Annotated in this window: 20 protein-coding genes; all 20 read right to left on the bottom strand. The window is 38.9% G+C overall.

The window, feature by feature from the left end; translation table 11 throughout:
* The coding region (locus ACSHXM_RS16085; protein ID WP_435690311.1) for a hypothetical protein at positions 1–734 on the bottom strand (734 nt) is incomplete at its 3' end.
* A complete protein-coding gene (locus ACSHXM_RS16080) occupies positions 734–1,651 on the bottom strand; it encodes a LicD family protein (protein WP_435690309.1) in 918 nt (305 codons plus the stop codon). The genes ACSHXM_RS16085 and ACSHXM_RS16080, both read right to left, overlap by 1 nt.
* Positions 1,648–2,742 carry a phosphonoacetaldehyde reductase gene (locus ACSHXM_RS16075; RefSeq protein ID WP_435690307.1) on the bottom strand — a complete coding sequence of 365 codons (1,095 nt, stop codon included), beginning with the start codon at positions 2,740–2,742 and terminating at the stop codon, positions 1,648–1,650. The genes ACSHXM_RS16080 and ACSHXM_RS16075 overlap by 4 nt, the downstream gene beginning before the upstream one ends.
* Positions 2,743–3,882, bottom strand: coding sequence for a phosphonopyruvate decarboxylase (gene aepY, locus ACSHXM_RS16070; protein ID WP_435690305.1), 1,140 nt, complete (start codon positions 3,880–3,882; stop codon positions 2,743–2,745).
* The gene (aepX, locus tag ACSHXM_RS16065; RefSeq protein ID WP_435690302.1) at positions 3,879–5,180 is read right to left on the bottom strand and encodes a phosphoenolpyruvate mutase; all 1,302 of its coding nucleotides are present in this window, start codon (positions 5,178–5,180) and stop codon (positions 3,879–3,881) included. The genes aepY and aepX overlap by 4 nt, the downstream gene beginning before the upstream one ends.
* A gap of 318 nt (positions 5,181–5,498) precedes the next feature.
* Positions 5,499–6,224, bottom strand: coding sequence for an SDR family NAD(P)-dependent oxidoreductase (locus ACSHXM_RS16060; protein ID WP_435690300.1), 726 nt, complete (start codon positions 6,222–6,224; stop codon positions 5,499–5,501).
* Positions 6,225–6,243: 19 nt separating this feature from the next.
* The gene (locus ACSHXM_RS16055; protein WP_435690298.1) at positions 6,244–7,581 is read right to left on the bottom strand and encodes an AMP-binding protein; all 1,338 of its coding nucleotides are present in this window, start codon (positions 7,579–7,581) and stop codon (positions 6,244–6,246) included.
* A 4-nt stretch (positions 7,582–7,585) separates the two neighbouring features.
* Positions 7,586–7,843, bottom strand: coding sequence for an acyl carrier protein (locus ACSHXM_RS16050; protein ID WP_435690296.1), 258 nt, complete (start codon positions 7,841–7,843; stop codon positions 7,586–7,588).
* A complete protein-coding gene (gene pseH, locus ACSHXM_RS16045; protein WP_435690293.1) occupies positions 7,840–8,472 on the bottom strand; it encodes a UDP-4-amino-4,6-dideoxy-N-acetyl-beta-L-altrosamine N-acetyltransferase in 633 nt (210 codons plus the stop codon). Before pseH ends, ACSHXM_RS16050 begins: the two co-directional genes overlap by 4 nt.
* On the bottom strand, positions 8,469–9,545 hold the full coding sequence (gene pseG / locus ACSHXM_RS16040; RefSeq protein WP_435690291.1) for a UDP-2,4-diacetamido-2,4,6-trideoxy-beta-L-altropyranose hydrolase: 1,077 nt from the start codon (positions 9,543–9,545) through the stop codon (positions 8,469–8,471). The genes pseH and pseG overlap by 4 nt, the downstream gene beginning before the upstream one ends.
* A gap of 17 nt (positions 9,546–9,562) precedes the next feature.
* Complete coding sequence (gene pseI, locus ACSHXM_RS16035; protein WP_435690289.1) at positions 9,563–10,624, bottom strand: pseudaminic acid synthase; 1,062 nt, start codon at positions 10,622–10,624, stop codon at positions 9,563–9,565.
* Positions 10,617–11,693 (bottom strand): glycosyltransferase family 9 protein, encoded by a 1,077-nt coding sequence (locus tag ACSHXM_RS16030; protein WP_435690287.1) that lies wholly within the window; start codon positions 11,691–11,693, stop codon positions 10,617–10,619. Before ACSHXM_RS16030 ends, pseI begins: the two co-directional genes overlap by 8 nt.
* Complete coding sequence (pseF, locus tag ACSHXM_RS16025; RefSeq protein ID WP_435690285.1) at positions 11,686–12,429, bottom strand: pseudaminic acid cytidylyltransferase; 744 nt, start codon at positions 12,427–12,429, stop codon at positions 11,686–11,688. The genes ACSHXM_RS16030 and pseF overlap by 8 nt, the downstream gene beginning before the upstream one ends.
* The gene (pseC, locus tag ACSHXM_RS16020) at positions 12,426–13,583 is read right to left on the bottom strand and encodes a UDP-4-amino-4,6-dideoxy-N-acetyl-beta-L-altrosamine transaminase (protein WP_435690283.1); all 1,158 of its coding nucleotides are present in this window, start codon (positions 13,581–13,583) and stop codon (positions 12,426–12,428) included. Before pseC ends, pseF begins: the two co-directional genes overlap by 4 nt.
* Positions 13,584–13,595: 12 nt before the next feature.
* A complete protein-coding gene (gene pseB, locus ACSHXM_RS16015) occupies positions 13,596–14,594 on the bottom strand; it encodes a UDP-N-acetylglucosamine 4,6-dehydratase (inverting) (RefSeq protein ID WP_435690281.1) in 999 nt (332 codons plus the stop codon).
* Positions 14,595–14,670: 76 nt separating this feature from the next.
* The gene (locus ACSHXM_RS16010) at positions 14,671–14,979 is read right to left on the bottom strand and encodes a hypothetical protein (protein WP_435690278.1); all 309 of its coding nucleotides are present in this window, start codon (positions 14,977–14,979) and stop codon (positions 14,671–14,673) included.
* Positions 14,976–15,407, bottom strand: a complete 432-nt coding sequence (fliS, locus tag ACSHXM_RS16005; RefSeq protein ID WP_435690276.1) for a flagellar export chaperone FliS — start codon at positions 15,405–15,407, stop codon at positions 14,976–14,978. The genes ACSHXM_RS16010 and fliS overlap by 4 nt, the downstream gene beginning before the upstream one ends.
* Positions 15,408–15,443: 36 nt before the next feature.
* Positions 15,444–16,931 carry a flagellar filament capping protein FliD gene (gene fliD, locus ACSHXM_RS16000; protein ID WP_435690274.1) on the bottom strand — a complete coding sequence of 496 codons (1,488 nt, stop codon included), beginning with the start codon at positions 16,929–16,931 and terminating at the stop codon, positions 15,444–15,446.
* A gap of 77 nt (positions 16,932–17,008) precedes the next feature.
* The gene (locus tag ACSHXM_RS15995) at positions 17,009–17,425 is read right to left on the bottom strand and encodes a flagellar protein FlaG (RefSeq protein WP_435690272.1); all 417 of its coding nucleotides are present in this window, start codon (positions 17,423–17,425) and stop codon (positions 17,009–17,011) included.
* 91 nt (positions 17,426–17,516) lie between these two features.
* On the bottom strand, positions 17,517–18,341 hold the full coding sequence (locus ACSHXM_RS15990; protein ID WP_435690270.1) for a flagellin: 825 nt from the start codon (positions 18,339–18,341) through the stop codon (positions 17,517–17,519).
* Positions 18,342–18,621: the final 280 nt, after the last annotated feature.

The following is an 18,621-nucleotide window of genomic DNA, read 5'->3' as shown; positions in this document are numbered from 1 at the left end:
TCATTACCTTGCTCGAACTCCATCTGTAAGGGAGCCAAGGCATAAAGATAAAAATCAGCTCGATTACTAGAATCTTCAGGGAATGTAAATTCGTTATTGACTAACTTGTTCGCTTGCCTTTTGTTAGAAAAATAAGCAACTCCACTACAACTAGATAACATTTGTGCAATGGGCAGTAAAACATGATGTACTCTCCACTCCCCTTGAGTCGCACCATGATTCAAATATGCCCTAGCACTAAGCCCCCCAAAATTTCCCCCTATGACCACCAACACAAGATCATCCAGAGCAAGTTCCTTTCTTCTAAGTTCAGCTCTCACTAAAAAAGTAGCTATATCAAATGTGGCAGGTAACACCTCCAAATCATAAAGCACATATAATGATTTTTTTTCTTCTTTGTTATATGACATCGACTCGACATTTGCCATGCGAAGATACATGAAATCGAACCAATACAAACTACCAGTTGGCTTTTTAACTTTTAACCATTCATCAACAATTTCATCAACAAATTGACTAGCGATTACAATATGATCGTATTGAGCAAGGTGAGATAACTCTGATATTGAAGCAATTTCCTTTCCTTGAAATTCACCGCCCCCTGTTGTGGTAAAAACATCAAACTGAGAACATTTACTCCATTGAATAAATACCTTCGCGGCTTCCCCGGCACCAATCAGAGCGACGTTACCAACAGCATCATCTAAGTAACCTTCAGTAAAAGATTCCTTCATTATTCGTTACCCGACACAAGAGTACTTGTCATAGATGCCTTTTTAACATCATCAAAAGAAATTTCATTCAAATTAGCATAATCACTGAGTTGAATATCTTTTTTGGGCACTTTCCAATCTCCATACTGAAAAGTGAGATATTCTTCATATTCACTTGGAACTTGGATACTTTGCCCGTGCCATTCAATTTGCTGAACTTTATCAAAGTGTTTTTGAGGAGCAAACCACATGCCTAAACTAGGCATGTGTAATGAGTTCCCATCTAGGCACTTTCTCAAACAAATAGAGGTGGTAAACGGAACTAAATCACTCTTAGGATCAGAGAACTTTAATAAAAATCCCACTAAATTATTTTGCTTGTCGGCAACCTTTTCTAACCGCCAATTTAAGCCATCCAAATTTAACTGAACAAAGATTTTTAATAAACTTTCTGTTTCAGTTGCATATTCCTCTGGAACCGCTAAATCTACGTCATCATCCCACTCAATTATGTCAGCATCGCGAACTATGCCTAACAAAGTTCCAAAATCTACTACTAAGGGGGTCTTGTTGTTCACTGCCAATTCATTCAAAGTTTTGACAATATTTCGAGCCAGACTAATCGATCCAGAATGCAAGAATGGCGTCACCTTTTTTAATTGATTTTTATTTGGCAAGATAACTTTGGTAGGCGCTACTTTTAACTTTTCTAACAATTGTTTTTGGACTTCAATCGCCCATTGAGTGGTTATCACTACTTCTTCAAAATCTAAACTATGTATTTTGTCAGGCGAGTATATTGGCAAACCTTCATATATGTGCCCGTGTTTCTGTGTGTCATTGTCTAAAAACCCAATAAACTCCCTTATCGGAGTATTGTTTTCAATATATTGGCAAGCCCCTGGGCCAGCACCAAACAATAGAGTCTTTATTTTCAATGTGTTGTTCCTGTAGCAATCTGCTGGCTTCTTAACAACAAGTCTGAGACTAGCCTAGCATCAACTTCATGAATAAAATTTCCCGCTCGACTGGGATCAATTGCAGTGTCAAATTCCTGAATTAAGGTTTGCCAATCAACATACTCTTCTAACATGAGATTAATTTTCAATAATTTACAAAGCTCACATACTCTATCGGCAAGATGGCTAGTTAAGTTTAATTCTGCCGCACCAAACCTTTCAATAATAGCGATTAAGCTCACACTACAAGCCAGCCCATGAGGTACACCATAGTGTAAGGTGAGCGGGTAAGATAAAGCATGAGCCAGAGCAGTTTTTGTTTCAGATATTGCTATTCCAGCACAAGTTGAAGCTGATGCCAATTTGGCTCGAGCTATTGAATCTAAAGGAGAAGATAGGGCTAGAGGTAAATATTCACACACGTCTTCAATTGCCTGCTTGGCCCATTTTTCAGTTTCTTCGTTACTGGCTTTATTCCACAAAGATTCCAAGCCGTGAGATAAGGTATCTAAGGCTGGATATAGGGTCTGAATATAAGGCAGGGTGAGTGTTAAACTTGGGTCAAGGATCGCCGAGCTGGCTTTTATACCATATAGTGAATGTTTGATTTTTAACTGAGTATCCCAGACCGTTGCAAAAGGGGTCACTTCTGCCCCAGTGCCTGCTGTAGTGGGTATGCAAATCAGATTAGTTTTACAAACCAAATCTTTACGTTGAAAAAGCTTATCTAAAAAAATATTAGGATAACCTAACATAGCACTGAACACTTTAGCGCTATCTAGAACACTTCCTCCGCCCAAGGCAATAACATTTTTGATGTTTTGTTTATTAATATCTGCATAACTAGCAATTAGAAAAGCCTTATCAGGGTTTGGCTTAACCGAATCAAACACCACTAACCTTTGGTCACCTAACAATTGTTTAAACCGGTCAATTATACCTTTTTGGCTAAACCCTTTACTGGTCACCAATAAAACTTTTCCATCTTGTAAAAGTGATTGGGTATCAGCCAAGTAATCTTCACTCTGAATGACGTTAACATGTGGGTAATCACTTAAACAAACCGCCACCTATATACTGCCTAGATGCTGCATAAAAGCTTTTTTATTTTCAATTGGGCTACTGGTTGGCCGGCCTAAATCTTTACGAGCGCCTTTAGCAATTTTAATCTCTAACAAAATTGGCCCCGTTTGTTCACTAAGAGTTGACCACTGACTGGTAATCTCAGTAGTAGTCGATGCGGAAAAATATTTAGTGTATCCACTAGCTAAGGCAATATCCGCTATTTTAATCTTTCCGGCAACAGTTGGCTGCCCCCCAACAGATTCATGACATTCATTGTTTAAAACAATGTGTACTAAATTACAGATGTTATGACAGCCAATAATGGGTAAGGCTCCCATATGCATCAACATGGAACCGTCTCCGTCTATGGCGATTACACGTTTATTAGGTGCACCTAAGGCCACTCCCATAGCAATCGAAGACGTATGCCCCATTCCACCAACAGTTAAAAAGTCAGAGGCGGATTGGCCACGGCTTTTTCTTAACTCAAATACTTCTCTGGACGTTTTTCCTGTGGTCGACACCACAACATCATCTTCTGAAAATATGTCGAGCAATACCGATAAAGCTTGCTCTCGTGGCAATTGTTTTTTTGAATTATGAGCTTGCTTATCTGGGCGAGTACTATTGATTTCTGAAAAGGTATTTTTCTTAACTAAAATGGCCACGGGGCGGCTTTGGGTAACCATAGTATTTAACAATGGTAGAGCTAACTTCTCTATATTCGTTTCACTATTAATCACAACATATGGAATATCTAAAATATCCAGCTGCTTCTCGGTTATCGCTCCTTGTTTTACGTGTTGCGGTTCATCTTTTACACCCGGCTCTCCGCGCCACCCAATCACCAATAACATGGGAATGCTATAAACTTTAGGATCAGCCAAAGAAGTTAATGGATTAATAGTATTGCCTAAACCTGAATTTTGCATGTAGACACAAGTAGGCACACTATTAGCCATATAACGGCCCATAGCTAAAGCCACTGCATTTCCTTCATTGGCTGTAATAATATGCTGCTGTGCTGAGTACGTTGTATCAATGTGAGCACAAAGGTTCTTCAGCAAAGAATCAGGCACCCCAGAATAAAAATCAATCCCAAACTTTTCTAAAACGGTGCAAAACTCAGCGGGTGAAATCATCATTTACCGCCGGGTATTAATTCTAATATTTGTTTAATTGGCATCATTTGGCTATCAACTTCTGCTGAACGACCATTTTCTAAAATAGAAGTAGCTGTATTCACCATAGCTGGGTAGGCACTGCGCAATAATTGGTTGGCATAAATCACCACATTAACGCCTTTAGCGGCCAACTCAGATTCATACACACTGTTATAACTAGAGGGCACTACCACCAGGGTCTTTTTATTTTCGAAATCTGCATATCGATCACAAAATTCAAATATTTCGTCAGGCGTTTTTTCTCTGCTGTGGATCATTATGCCATCAGCACCCGCCACCAAAAATGCTTTTGCTCGCTCTAAAGCATGTTCAATGCCTTGGCCTAATATTAAACTTTCTATTCTGGCAATGATCATAAAGTCATCTGTAGCTTGGGCTAATTTTCCAGCCTTAATTTTTGCACTAAAACTTTCAATACTGTCTTGGGTTTGTGCCACATCAGTACCAAACAAAGAATTCTTTTTAAGGCCAGTTTTATCTTCAATGATCACCGCAGAAACGCCTAAACGTTCTAAGGTTTTAACCGTAAAAACAAAATGTTCTGTTTTACCGCCCGTATCGCCATCGTAAATAATCGGTTTTGTGGTCACTTCTAATACTTCATTTAACGTATTCATTCGCGAAGATACATCGACCGCTTCGATATCTGGTTTTCCTTTTGCAGTCGAGTCCGTAAGACTACTGCCCCACATACCGTCAAATTCCTGCACTCCATTAGCCGATTCAACTCGAGTATTTTCGATAATGAGTCCAGACAAGGCATTATGTAGATCCAGAAAACGTAACAGAGGTTTTGCAGACAATAAACGCTTCAGGGATTTCAATCGAATTTGTGGCGTTGTACCAATTTCTTTCATGGCTTTATGTATTGCTGTGGAGGAAATTCCCTGAGTGTATGGCACTTCGACTAACTTACCATTCCATAAAGCTAAACAGTCAATCACACTTTGACGCACATTTTGTTGCACACCTTGCTGCCAATCATCTCCATGCACAACAAAGTCAGGCTTATATTGTGTTAAATTCGGCACATAATCTAAGGTGGTTTGAGGCACAACTTTCGCTACACCTTTAATATTTTCAATCACTTGCAATCTTTGCTCAAACGTCATAAAAGGCACACGTTTGTAACTTGCAATAGCCTGATCGGTTAATAACCCTATGGTCACTTCGCCTAATTCAGCGGCTTTTTTAATTATATTTAAGTGGCCTGGGTGAACTAAATCAGCGCTCATTCCTACATATACTGTTTTGGTCATAATTCTTTGTTATCCATCAAATACTGCTACATCTTGACCCATCAACATAACACTTAATTATGTAAATTCGCTTAGCTAGCTAGTGCGTTGTTCTTAAAGAAGAAATCTTACCTATTCAGAAGGAACATTTCTATCCATCTTTACTATCGACTGATTTGTTATCAGCTTTAATTCATGGCTTTATGTTTACCATTCACTTTGGATTCAAAGCCAAAATTTCGACATTATTGCAATCCAATACAATATACGAGCCACTAATGGAGTTAATTAAGCAACTATATGAATATAAATTGAATTCAAACTGGCAAATGAAAATGATTAGGCAGTACTACCCGCATCTACCGTCATGACTGAACCTGTAATAGCTGATGCAGGTTCACTTAATAAATACATGACCATAGCAGCGGCGTCATTTACTGTGGCGAGCTTGCCAAGAGGACTACGTCTCTTAATGCTATCGAGCTTTTCACCTTGTAAGCTGTTTGTCATGTCAGTTTGCATGTATCCAGGCGCAACACAATTCACGGTAATACCGGCTTTACCTACCTCTCGTGCCAGTGATTTACTAAAGCCTTCTAAAGCCGCTTTACTTGCTGCATAAACACTTAAACCGTTAAAGCCTGTTTTAGCAATGATTGACGATATGTTAATGATACGTCCTCTGCGATTTAGCATCATTGAACGAACCAAATACTTGCTTAGCATTATTGGGGACTGAATATTTAACAGCATTAAATGTTCGATGGCCGAGTTTGGCATAGTTGCCAGTACACCGTCATGTCCAGCGGCAGCATTGTTAATCAGTGCGTAAGGACGGCCATGTTGTTTAATCAGTTTTTTACAAAGTACGGATATATTATCTAAGTCAACCAGATCAACTGCATGAAAGTGCACCAAGTCAGGATAGGATTGTTGTAAGCTTTTTAACTCAGCAGAGCACGTACGAGCCAAGGCAATCACGCCATACCCCTGTTCTGCAGCTTGTACACAAATAGCCAAACCTAATCCCTTACTAGCACCTGTGACAATCAAATTATCAGTCATGCAACTTCCCGTTTCACTTTCAATTTAATTTCCTATTTAGTTTTCCACTTGGATCGTAAGCTATTTCATCTACTATGTTAATTTTGGTAGGTATTTCAAAACGTTGCAATAGCTTTTTACACAACTTTAGTGCTTCAAGCTTAATGTTTTGCGGCTTTAATCCTAGCTTTTCATTGGATAGGCGAACATCTGCAACTACCAACTCTCCCATCAAGGCGCTTTTTTTGCCATAGACTCTTGCTTGATTGATATCACTACATTGCAACAATACTTGTTCCACCTTCTCAGGATGGACTTTGTTGCCCCCCACATTGATAGTGCCTGATGCCCTTCCTAAAAACATGACTCTGCCATTAACGATTTGCACTTTGTCTTGGGTATCCATGTATCCCTGAGAGTCAATAGTGACACTCGGTGACTTAATCGGCATTTGTGACGGTTTCACCATCAAGTGGTCGGCATTTGACACTTTTAACTCTACGGGTAATCCAGAGCAATCATCTAACCAAACTAGAGGAAAACCAGCTTGTCCGTCTGTCACAACAAATCCCATACCGGCTTCAGTAGAAGCATAAATATGACGTATCTTTGCTCCGGAAAAAATTTTATGTAATTGATCAAGCAAGGTTTGATCAACTATCTCACCACCTAGGGTGATATTACGCAAAGATAACTGGTTTAGCTTATTGGTCATTAACAATTGACGCCACAAACTAGGTGTAGCAGAAATAGCCGTAACCTTGTGTTTTTGCATTATTGCGACTTGAGCAATAGGATCTTCATTGGTGGCTTGTACCAGATCTGCGCCACTTAACAATGCCTGTAAAACCACTTGTAGGCCAGCAAACCTATAGGCTTGATACATTAAAGCCCAAGTTAAACTCTGCAGATTTTTACTATGCTTAATACTGGAAGTCAAAGATGCAAACTTATGAGAAAACCATTTTGGCTCACCAGTTGTACCCGACGTTGCCATGTACCAATCAGTTTGAGTCTGGACTTGTGTTTTAGACGATTTAACTTGTGCTTTAACATCTAGGTTAGAATCTAAATTAGTGGCACTAGATGCTCCGAGATTACCCTTAGGCCAAATAACTAAACCATCAACTTCAGGTATTAACTCATGTGATGGGCATAAATAAATCTTTTTACACCAAGCATCAAAGGCAATTAAACAGGTGATAAAAGAAGATAAATCAGTATAAATTAAAGCCACTTTTTGTTGAGCTAAATGAGAATTCTGCGAGCGTAATTCAGCAGCATCCTTTAGAAGTTGTGCAACAGGCACTGTTTTGTCAGCTAACACTAGCTGCCCCATAACAGGCAATGACTCAAGCTGTTGTTGCAGACTTATCATAATCTTATTTTTGACTATTAGCGCATTCTTGATAAATATTCACAAACTCGGCAAACGTGCTTGGATAGGTATCAATAGCTAACTCAGTGAAAGGATCAAAACCTAACTCTTCTTCTAATTGAGCCACTAACATCGCATAACCCAATGAATCTAGACCACACTCTAATAACAAAGTATTGGCTTTAATAGGCTCTACTAATTGACAATCACCTAATTCAGCCACTTGCTGCATAGCCAGTTTTATTTGTTGTTCTATATTCAAAAGGTTTCCTTTTCTAAAAATTGAATCTGATCGGCAGCTAATTTAATATTTTGGGGTAACTTCGCCAGTACTTTAGGGCGATTGTCCTGCCACTGATTTAGGTCATAACTGTAGTGTAATATATCAAAGGGTTGGCCGTCTCGTTCAGAACCTTTTTCTATGCTAACTTGTTCATACTCAAATATTTTATGCATTTTATTAGCGGCATCATTAAATGATAAAACTTGTGCTAACAAATGACTAAAAGGCTTGCTTTTATATTTGGATTTAGGGTCATCACAAAACCCAACTCTTGCCGCAAAATCTAAAGCAGCAACTTCAATAATTATACCACTGCCAGGCCACACATTGGTTTCCCCCAAATAACAGCCCCACTCTGGTGCCTCAGTATTTAGCTCTGAAAAATTGAGCACGCCTATAGGTCGTTGATTTTGCCACAAAACAAAAAAAATACGGTTTGGATCACCCTGTAACTTTTTAAACCAAGCACAATGGTCTTCCCATGAAACGGCAGAATTATTGTGCATATTATTCTGGATCCTAGGACTATTACGCCATTGCCAAACAAGTTTTAATTCGTTCTCACTAAGTTGCTTAAACTCATGTTGTGGTATACCAATGTAACTCATAATAATCCACCACTAGCTAAGTTATCAGACATCAAACTAACAATATTTTTAGCACCATTTTGTACCGGTAATCCAACGGCCTGTTGATGCATAGAGTGCAGTAACTCGGGCTGTTGCCACAATTGAACACATTGGTTTGCTAAGAGTTCAGCTAACAATTTTGGCTTTACGTTTTGACCATTGATAACCTGACACCAGCCTTGAGTAGCAGCATGTTGACTAGCCAAAGTTTGGTTTTCAGCAACCACAACTAAAATTGATGGCGTATTGCAAGCCAACAACTCAAATTGACTGCCACCAGCCGCAGATAACGCCAATCGACTGCTCTTTAAAATATCGGCCATATCTTGACAGTCATGAATGTGTTTAACGTTAAGGTGAGTAGTATTAATAAAACAGTCTAACTCTGCTAGTCTAGAAAATGCGGCCCCGGTAATCACTACAATCGGAATGTCAGTAGCAAAAGAGGCAATAGAGCCAAGTTTAGCTAGGCTTTGTAACACAGTAATCGTCATGTTCTTGGGGTCACTTCCACCAAACATTAAAGTGAGGTGCTGACGTTGAGACCAATTATTGACTGTATTAAACAAAAACTCTTGCCTCAATACTTGAAAATCTTTACCTATGGCTAATATTGCATCTGGTGCGGTTTCGGCATAATTAAGTTGTGATGCATTAGCAGCCCCGTTAATCACTATTTGGCAATGTAATAAACCTGAGTCATTGATGTCGTCAAATACAGCAAATTGATAATTCTCGGATACTAAGGCTTTTCGATAATTGTGATCAAACTGGTATCCATCAAGAATTATCCAATTGGCAGCTAACTCGACACATTGTGAATTTAACCATTGGGCTTCCTGCTGATTATCCATCTTGAGTTGAGGAGGTAGAGGTATCACTTCTCCAACCCAGTCGGAGCGTTTCTCACAATACAATTGTGAAGCAGATGACATAATAAAAATGACTTGATGTCCTTCGCTTACGAGTTGTTGTGCTAATGCTAAACAGCGCATTATATGGCCAAGGCCGATACTTGGTTCACCTTCAACTCGAAAAACAACACGCATCATGTATTACTCAAGATATGTCACTCGATCATGGACCAATCAAGCGGAGTGCCTTTGACTAGTGCTTGTTTAGCCACTTTTCCTTGCACTGAATCCCAGTTTTTTGGCGCTAGACCAAATGCGGGACGTACAATTTGTATGTTCTTAGAAGTGATTTTTTGTCCCGCAGGTATATCTTCACTAACATAAATTGAACGGCGATATTGTTTAGACTTCTCTTCACTGATTGAACCGCCATATTTGACTTGTCCTAAGGCTTGATGGGCTCTTTGGGATTCTAATACCAAAGATTGAAGCTCATCTGGCTCCAGTGAAAAAGCAGCGTCAACGCCTCCGGCACCTCTATCAAGTACAAAGTGTTTTTCAATAACGGTAGCACCTATGGCGACTGCCGCAATTGATACTCCCACGCCAGCAGTATGATCAGATAACCCCACCTGACAATCAAAAGCCTGTTGCATATTAGGGATAGTCATCAAATTAGTGTTGGTAGGTTCAGCTGGGTATGTGCTAGTACATTTGAGCAGAATAATATCCTTGCACCCTGCATTTTTTGCGGTATTCACCGCTTGTTCTATTTCGCTTAAGCTTGCCATGCCTGTAGACATGATCAACGGTTTATTCTTTGAAGCTGCCTTTTTAATTAAAGGTAAGTCGGTTAATTCAAATGATGCAATCTTAAAACAAGGTACCTCTATATCATCTAAGAAATCAACGGCTGATTCGTCAAAAGGAGAACTTAACGCCAGCATTCCCAAAGATTTAGCTCGTTCAAATAAAACCTTATGCCACTCATAAGGCGTCGCTGCTTTTTTATATAAAGCATGTAAGGTTTCACCAAACCAAAGACTATCTTTTTCTTGGATCACAAAATCAGGCGTATGCACATCTAAAGTCATACTATCTGCAGTGAAAGTTTGCAACTTAATGGCATGAGCCCCAGCTTTTGCTGCCGCATCGACCATTGCTATGGCTAAGTTTAAATCTTGATTATGGTTACCACTTAATTCGGCAATAATAAAAGGAGGGTGCTCAGAACCCACTAACCTTCCACCAATAGAAATATCACCAGTATTAGCCATTGGCGTTTTCTTCTTCTAAATGCTCAAAAATTGATACAATACTTTCAGTTAAATCTTCTGGCTTATCACAGTTACATTCTAGTGCTTCGGTTAACATTTCAGAATATTGAACGGTATGTTTTGCGCAGGGAGAAACCTGTTCAGTAGCAAAGTCAGGCATTAAAGTAGCAGGTTCACTTGAGCCGGTAATTAACATAACAGGCACATCTACCGCTTGTGCGTACCACCTATCACCATTCGCTTTACACACCACTAAATCACTAGCCGCCATCATTTTAAGAATAGTTTTTGGTTGATTATTAGCTTCTGAGATTAACCATATTTCGTATCCTTGTTGCTGCAATAATTTTTTTAATTCATTGGTGTACGGATATTGGCAACCATCTTCTGAGTTATCCAAACATAACCCTATGACTTTAGTGGATTTTGCTTTTTGCGACAGTCGTTTATCCGCTATAACTTGGATGTTTTGCTGTAATTCAGCAATATTCAAATCACAACATTGATTAAGGTAAAACTCTGGATACCCTCCATCTGGTAATCTCGGAGATTCCCACCAAGGTGTAACCCATTTATACATGCCTCTAAATGAACTATCTAAATAAGCACTGGTAATATTGACGTACTCAGCTTCTAAAGTTTGCTGTTGCACCTTTTCTAGTAAACTTTGTATGGACATGCCCAAATAGTTACCACTTACAGGCTCACCCGCATCTTTTAAGAAACGTCCTAAAAAGCATGGCATGAAAGACGTGTCTAAATTGATAATTTGAGAATATTCATCTTTCACTATATCTTCAGCCAAACCTAAAAAGGACTCCATAGCCTGGAAGAAATCATCAGGCCACTGGTCGGCACTCAAGGTATGTACATGTATGTTGGGTTCAGCCGCACTAATGACTTGTGCCACCTCACCAAATGTCAAAAAATGTATTTCTGATCCTGGTAATTGTTGCTGGAAATAACGTACCGCAGGTAAACCAATGGCGCATACCTCGGCTGAAGTTAACATCCGAATAATTAACACTTTATCTTTTTCGTTATTATTGTCGGCAATCATGTTATTCATTACTTCCCTTGTTATTATTTTCTATATCGGCATTTTCTTTATTGTTACTTTCTCTAACATAGGCTTTATACATGAGTTCAGCTCTTTGCCAGTCTTCTGGTGTATCAATATCTTGCACTAAGTGACGAGGTAAAACGACTGGAACACTATGGGGAGCAAACATTCTACCACCTTGCAGGTACGCATCTGCTTTGCCCCAATAAAATTGGCCAGCATCATGAAATGCCTCTTCTAGATCTTGTGAACGTTTTCCAATGTATTCTGGGTACATAGGAACAATTCCATCGCTAGATGTTTTTAATGCTCGTTGAATAGGAAAAGGAAAACTAGTCACAGAAAACGCAAACTTTTTGGCAGGATCTTGCCTGAGGTAATCAATTCCTTGTTTAATCGAACTTGCCGTCAAAAAAGGCGCAGTTGCATAAATACAACAACAGTAATCAGGCTCAAAGAAGTTTTCTTTGCAATATTCAATGGCATGCCTGGTTACTGGCGTAGTACCGACAAAATCATTGGATAAATTTTCAGGTCGTAAAAAAGGTACTTCAGCGCCATAATTACGAGCTATATCAGCCACTTCCTCACTGTCTGTGGAAACTAATACTTTTTCAAACTCTCCACTATCGATTGCCGCTTGAATTGAATAAGCGATGAGGGGTTTGCCGGCAAATATTTTAATATTTTTACCTGGAATTCTTTTACTTCCGCCTCTGGCAGGAATTACTGCCAAATTCACTGTACTTCCCCATGTAAAATTTCATGTAAAACATCTACTACTTTTTTTTGTTCTGCTGATGTCATATCAGGGAATAAAGGCAGCGTAAGGGCATTTTCATAAAACTGTTCGGCCACAGGAAAATCCCCCAGTTTAAAACCCAATTTTTGATAATAAGGTTGTAAATGAATAGGAATATAATGCACATTTACACCAATTTTTTGGGCATGAAATTTTTCAAAAATATCTTTACGAGAATGTTGTTTCAATTCAATCATATACAAATGCCACGCACTATCATCTAGCCCCGACTCTAGTGGCAAATCAATAGGCAATCCCGCCAACTCATGTTGATAATTGGACGCTAACGCCCGACGTTTCTGTATAAAATTATCTATTTTTTGTAGTTGTGATAAACCTAATGCCGCGTGTATATCACTCATTCTATAATTATAGCCAAGCTCAATCTGTTGATAGTACCAAGGACCATGACTTTCCCCTGACATAAGGTTTGGATCTCGGGTTACCCCATGTTTAGAATACAAAACTAATTGGCTATGTAACTCTTGGCTATTGGTAAGCACAGCCCCACCTTCTGCGGAAGTAATCGATTTTACAGGATGGAAACTTAACACTGTCATATCTGAATATTCGCAGCTACCAATTTTAGAATTTTGATAACTCCCGCCTAAAGCGTGGGCTGCATCTTCAATCAATAACACACCAAACTTTTCGGTTAATGCTCGAATATTTAACATGTCACAACTTAAACCAGAAAAATGTACCACTATCAAAGCTTTAGGAAGGTTATTTTGTTTATTAGCAGATTCTAGTTTTTGTTCTAACTTTGACACATCAATATTTCGAGTCACTCTGTCAATATCAACAAAATCAATGTTCCCACCACAATATAAAGCACAATTTGCTGATGCAACAAAGGAGTTCGGTACAGTCCAAACGATATCGCCTTTACCAATTCCTGCCGCTAAACAGGCTATATGTAACCCTGAGGTGCCACTATTTACCGCAATCGAAAATTTACTTTTTGTATAATCACAAAGGGCTTGTTCAAACTGAGGAACCACAGCTCCCTGAGTTAAAAACTGATTGCGTAATACATCAACAACGGCATCAATATCACTTTGATCAACTGAATGTTTACCATAAGGAAGCATAACTGTATTCTGCTACAAAGTTTCTTTATCGAGTTTTTGTAACTCATCGACAGTTAAAAAGTGTGGATTAGTACCAGAATGGTATTCAAATTTATCTGCTACTTCTTTTCCAAGCTCACCCAACTTATTCTTTTTGTAATTAATATTTTTATCAAAAAACTTAATAGCGGGGGTTATCACATAATGGTCGTCGAACTCTAAAGAATGGTGGGCCATCTCTTCAGGCACCATGACTTCGTGGAGTTTTTCACCAGGCCGAATGCCCACAAGTTCATATTCTCGTGTGCCACTTACAGACTCAACTAAATCAACAATCCTAATGGACGGTATTTTAGGGACAAATATTTCACCACCTTGCATACGTTGAAAGTTTTGAACAACAAATTCAACTCCCTCATCTAAGGTGATCCAAAATCGCGTCATTTCTTCATGAGTCACAGGCAAAACTTTAGTGCCTTGTTCTAACAACTTATGATAAAACGGCACTACTGACCCTCTGGAACCCACTACGTTTCCATAACGCACTACCGCATATCTAGGGCCTTTGGCACCGGCAATATTGTTAGCCGCTACAAATAATTTATCAGAAGCAAGTTTAGTCGCACCATACAAGTTAACGGGGTTCGCAGCTTTGTCTGTAGACAGCGCTATTACACGACTGACATTGGCATGAATGGCTGCTTCAATGACATTTTGCGCACCATTAATATTGGTTTTAATACATTCATTAGGGTTATATTCAGCAGCAGGTACTTGTTTTAACGCAGCAGCATGGACCACATAATCAACCTCACGCATGGCGGATTTTAACCGTTCTTTATCTCGAACATCTCCAATAAAATAACGCATACAAGATGCATCATAGTCTTGTTGCATTTCAAACTGTTTTAGTTCGTCACGTGAATAGATAATCACTTTCTTTGGTGAGAAATGTTTAAGTAAATACGCTGTAAAACGTTTACCAAAAGACCCTGTTCCACCTGTTATTAGAATTGATTTATTATTGAACATAACCAACCTCAGTTATTCGTTGCTACAGAATGTAATAAGCGCATAGTAACAGGTTTATTTTTAATAAATAAATCAATTATTTATACTTCTCAACCGCTTTTCGGCCCCGGACTAAACCTGATAGTTGATTTAATGACGCTTTAAATAATTCATTAGCACCTGCAACTAACAGGCCATTTACTTCAATTTCGGCTTTAACAAAATCTTGTTTGATTTCATCATCAATTTCACTCAAGTATTCTTGAATACATTCATCGCGCTTTGTAGCTAATTGTAGAAATTCGGATTCTTCAGGATCTTCCTTGGCAAATAGCGCCAAAAGATCCTGATTTATTTTCTTTAAAGAAGAAGGGGTAAAAGAATGGTCTAATACTAAGTTTTTCAAACGGCTGCTTGACGTTTCTGCCTCTGCATTTCGTAAGCCTCTTGTTTAGCCGACTCCGGTATTTGTAACCAAGCCGTTTTAATCGGTGAAAGTAGACTAATCACTTCATCAATAATCTTCAAGCTATTCTGTACATTTGCATCGATTAAGCGTTGCAACATGTATTCGTATAAATCAAATAAATTGCCAGCCACTTCACCTTCAACGTCTAAATCTAAAGTGTCTCTCAAATTCATTAAAATTGCTGAAGCACGAGACAAGTTATCAGATTTTCCGGCAAAATCTTTTCGCTCGATACACCCTTTGGTATAGGCTAACTTGTCCAAGGCTCCCTGCATTAACAAAAGTGTAAGTCTATGCGGGTCAGCTTGAGATATATCTTGTTTTATATTGCCCTTTTTATAAGCGTTGATACCTTTTAAGGCCATATTACTTCTCCGTCAAAATCTCGAATACAAAATGAGTTATGCAGAACCAAGGGCTGCAAACAATGCAGATCCTGTTTGGTTCAATTTAGACACTGTTAGATCTAAGTTTAAATATTTATCTCTTAAAATTTGTTCAGTATTCATCAACCTAAGTTCTAATTGCTCTCTGTCATCAAGCAATTGATCTTTAACATCTTTTGCTGCATTTTCACGAGATTTAATTAACCCGCTATAAGACGTATACTGCTCAACAAAATCATATAAATTAACGGCAACGCCATCCGTTTCATCGGTAAATAATGTTGCTATTTCGTCAAAACTATCAGTTAATGCTTCTTTTAATCGGTCTTCACCACTACCAAATCCAAATTTATCGTAAGAGCCAATTTCTAAATCACCGTCTTCGTTAAATTCTATTCCGAGCTGGAATAAACCACCTAACTCCGAAGAATTAACCGCTGAAAACATAATGCTATTCAGGCCTGACTGGATACCTCGGATCATTGAATCACCGGCAAAAGCTCCATCATCTTCTAAATCTGAATCACCGTATTTTGTTAAACGTTTTATTTCTGCATTGAGATTATTGAAGTTGTCGACGAAATCACGAATGGTTTTTTCCACACCTTCATTGTCAAAACCTATACTGAGTTTTGACGTTCTGAAGGTAACACCATCGGCTTCTAGCTCAGACAATTCAGTCACATTAAATTCAACATTTTCGATAACATTTTCAAATTCGTTAGTCGAACTTTCCACATCAATTCCGTCGATAGTGGCTTTTGCATTTTGGGCAGGGACAACTGGGGATAAATTGTCTGCTGTTGTAGTTACTTCGTCAGATCTTACAGTCGACAATCTATCTAATTCAGCAATATCACTGTCATTAACGATAACTAAATCATTACCATCGCCAGTCCTGTCAGAGGTAAATACAAGCTTTACCCCACCATCGGCGGTACCTGTTGAAACGATACTAGATGTCACACCGAAGTTATCACTGTTAGCGTTTATTGCCGAACTTAGATCTTGCAGACTCATAGTATCGGTAATACTAATAGTAAAAGAATCAGTGCCGCCTCCACCATCTTCTTCCGGCGCTTTAAAGGTTAAAGATCCTGAACCCGTGGATAAAATAGAGTCACTGGTATCTGAAAAACCGCCGTCAACTGCATCAGCTGTTTGAATGCGACTACCGCTAGCAAGTTGAGTTACAGCAATTTGATAATCCGCTTCAACCGCACTATTGGAAGCTTCGGCAGTAAAAGGCTCAATTCCTTCGGTTGGATTATCAATGGTAGGTTCACGACCTTTAAGGTTAGCTTCCGTTCTCAAGTCATCCAAGGTTTCTTGAAAATCATCCAACTTAGACTTAAGTTGACCTAAACCAGAAATTTCGGCTTCGACTTCTTCTTCTCGCTTATCAAGACGATCAGTTTTAGGTTTACGTTCAGCTTCTAACAGCTGCCCTACTAAACCTTCTAAGTCTAAGCCTGAACCTACACCTAATGACTGAATTGACATAAACCACCTCGAATACCAATAATAAAGACCAAAGCCTTAATTTTTACACATACAATAATATTAGTTTACATTAGCAACTAGGCTTGTTTATTAAATAATAAACCTACGGCAGCACCTACATCTGTATGTAAATCTCTTAACCTATCTGATAATTGTAAAATTTCTTCAGAAGGAATTTGTCTGATCACCTCTCCTGACTCAGTATCAGTGACTTTCACAATTTGCTTTTTGCTATCTTCGTCAATCGAAAAATTGAGCTGCCTGTTAGTGGACTGCACAAACTCACTGATTTCAGATACCGCGGTATCAATTTGTTCAGGAGAAACTTTTCCAACATCTCTTTGTTCTATTTCGGCTGACGCAGATAATCCTTTAGACAATTGTTCTGACTTTTCAGTTTCAACAACTGTCTTAGCCACTTTTTGTTGGGCTAACTCATTATCTACTCCCGTAGAAGCAAAATCTTGGCCAACACTTTGAGAATCAATTTTCATAAATCACCTCTTACATAACCGCAAATGGCCAACTACTTTCGTAGCCGGCCACTTACCATCTTTTCATTCGATTTTTTACTTAATCAAATGATTACCCAAGCAACGATAAAGCCGACTGTGGTCTTTGGTTTGCTTGACTTAATACTGATAACGAAGCCTGCTGAACGATTTGATTTCGTGTTAATTCAGCTGTTTCAGTTGCAAAGTCTGTATCTCTGATACGTGAACGTGCGCCTGATACGTTTTCCGAAATATTGGTTAAGTTACGAATAGTTGATTGGAAACGGTTTTGAAGCGCACCCAAATCAGCTCTAGCACTACCAATTGTTGAAATTGCGTCCGTTACAGCAGTTAAAGCAGCAGAAGCTCCTGCCGTAGTCGCAACAGTTGTATCCGCTAATGATAAACCCGATGCACCGTAACCACCTGAGCGCGAAATATTCACACTAATGGTTTGTCCACCGTTTGCGCCCACTAGGAACTTCGCAGAAAAATCACCTTTAAGTATGTCCAAATCAGCAAACTGCGTATCTGAAGCAATACGACTAATTTCATTTTTAAGTGCTGTCACCTCTTTCTGCAAAGACGTTCTGTCAGCAGAAGAGTTGATACCATTTTGCGATTGAACCGCTAGAGTACGAATACGCTGTAACGAGTTAGTTACCTCACCTAACGCACCTTCAGCTGTTTGTGCTAAAGAGATAGCATCGTTTGCATTTCGAACGGCTTGGTTTAAACCTTGAACCTGAGTCGTTAAACGGTCTGAGATTTGAAGACCAGCCGCATCATCAGCAGCTCGGTTGATTCTAAAACCTGAAGACAAACGTTCAAATGATGTACTAAGTGCTTGACCTGAACCAGACAGCTGGCGCTGAGCATTCAAAGAAGACACATTTGTATTTACAAATAACCCCATAAAACCTCCTGAAAACCCACTGTTTGCCATTTAAAGACTTAATAACAGTAAGTTTGCCTCAATTTAAATGCTTCGGGCCTCCCCTTAGCATTACCTCAAAATTTCAAAAACCGAGTACCTCTACTCAGATTTAGAATAAAAACAATCATACAGATTGCCCCTCAACTAATGTTATCGACATCGTCTTCAGCATCTTTAATTTATTTTTAACTTTTTTTTAAAATAAACTAACAAAACACACCATTTTGAATTTAATTGATTTATTTCAGCTAGTTAGATT

The organism is Paraglaciecola sp. (assembly GCF_051252315.1).
GTDB lineage: Bacteria > Pseudomonadota > Gammaproteobacteria > Enterobacterales > Alteromonadaceae > Paraglaciecola.
This window is presented reverse-complemented; position numbering and strand designations above follow the sequence as displayed.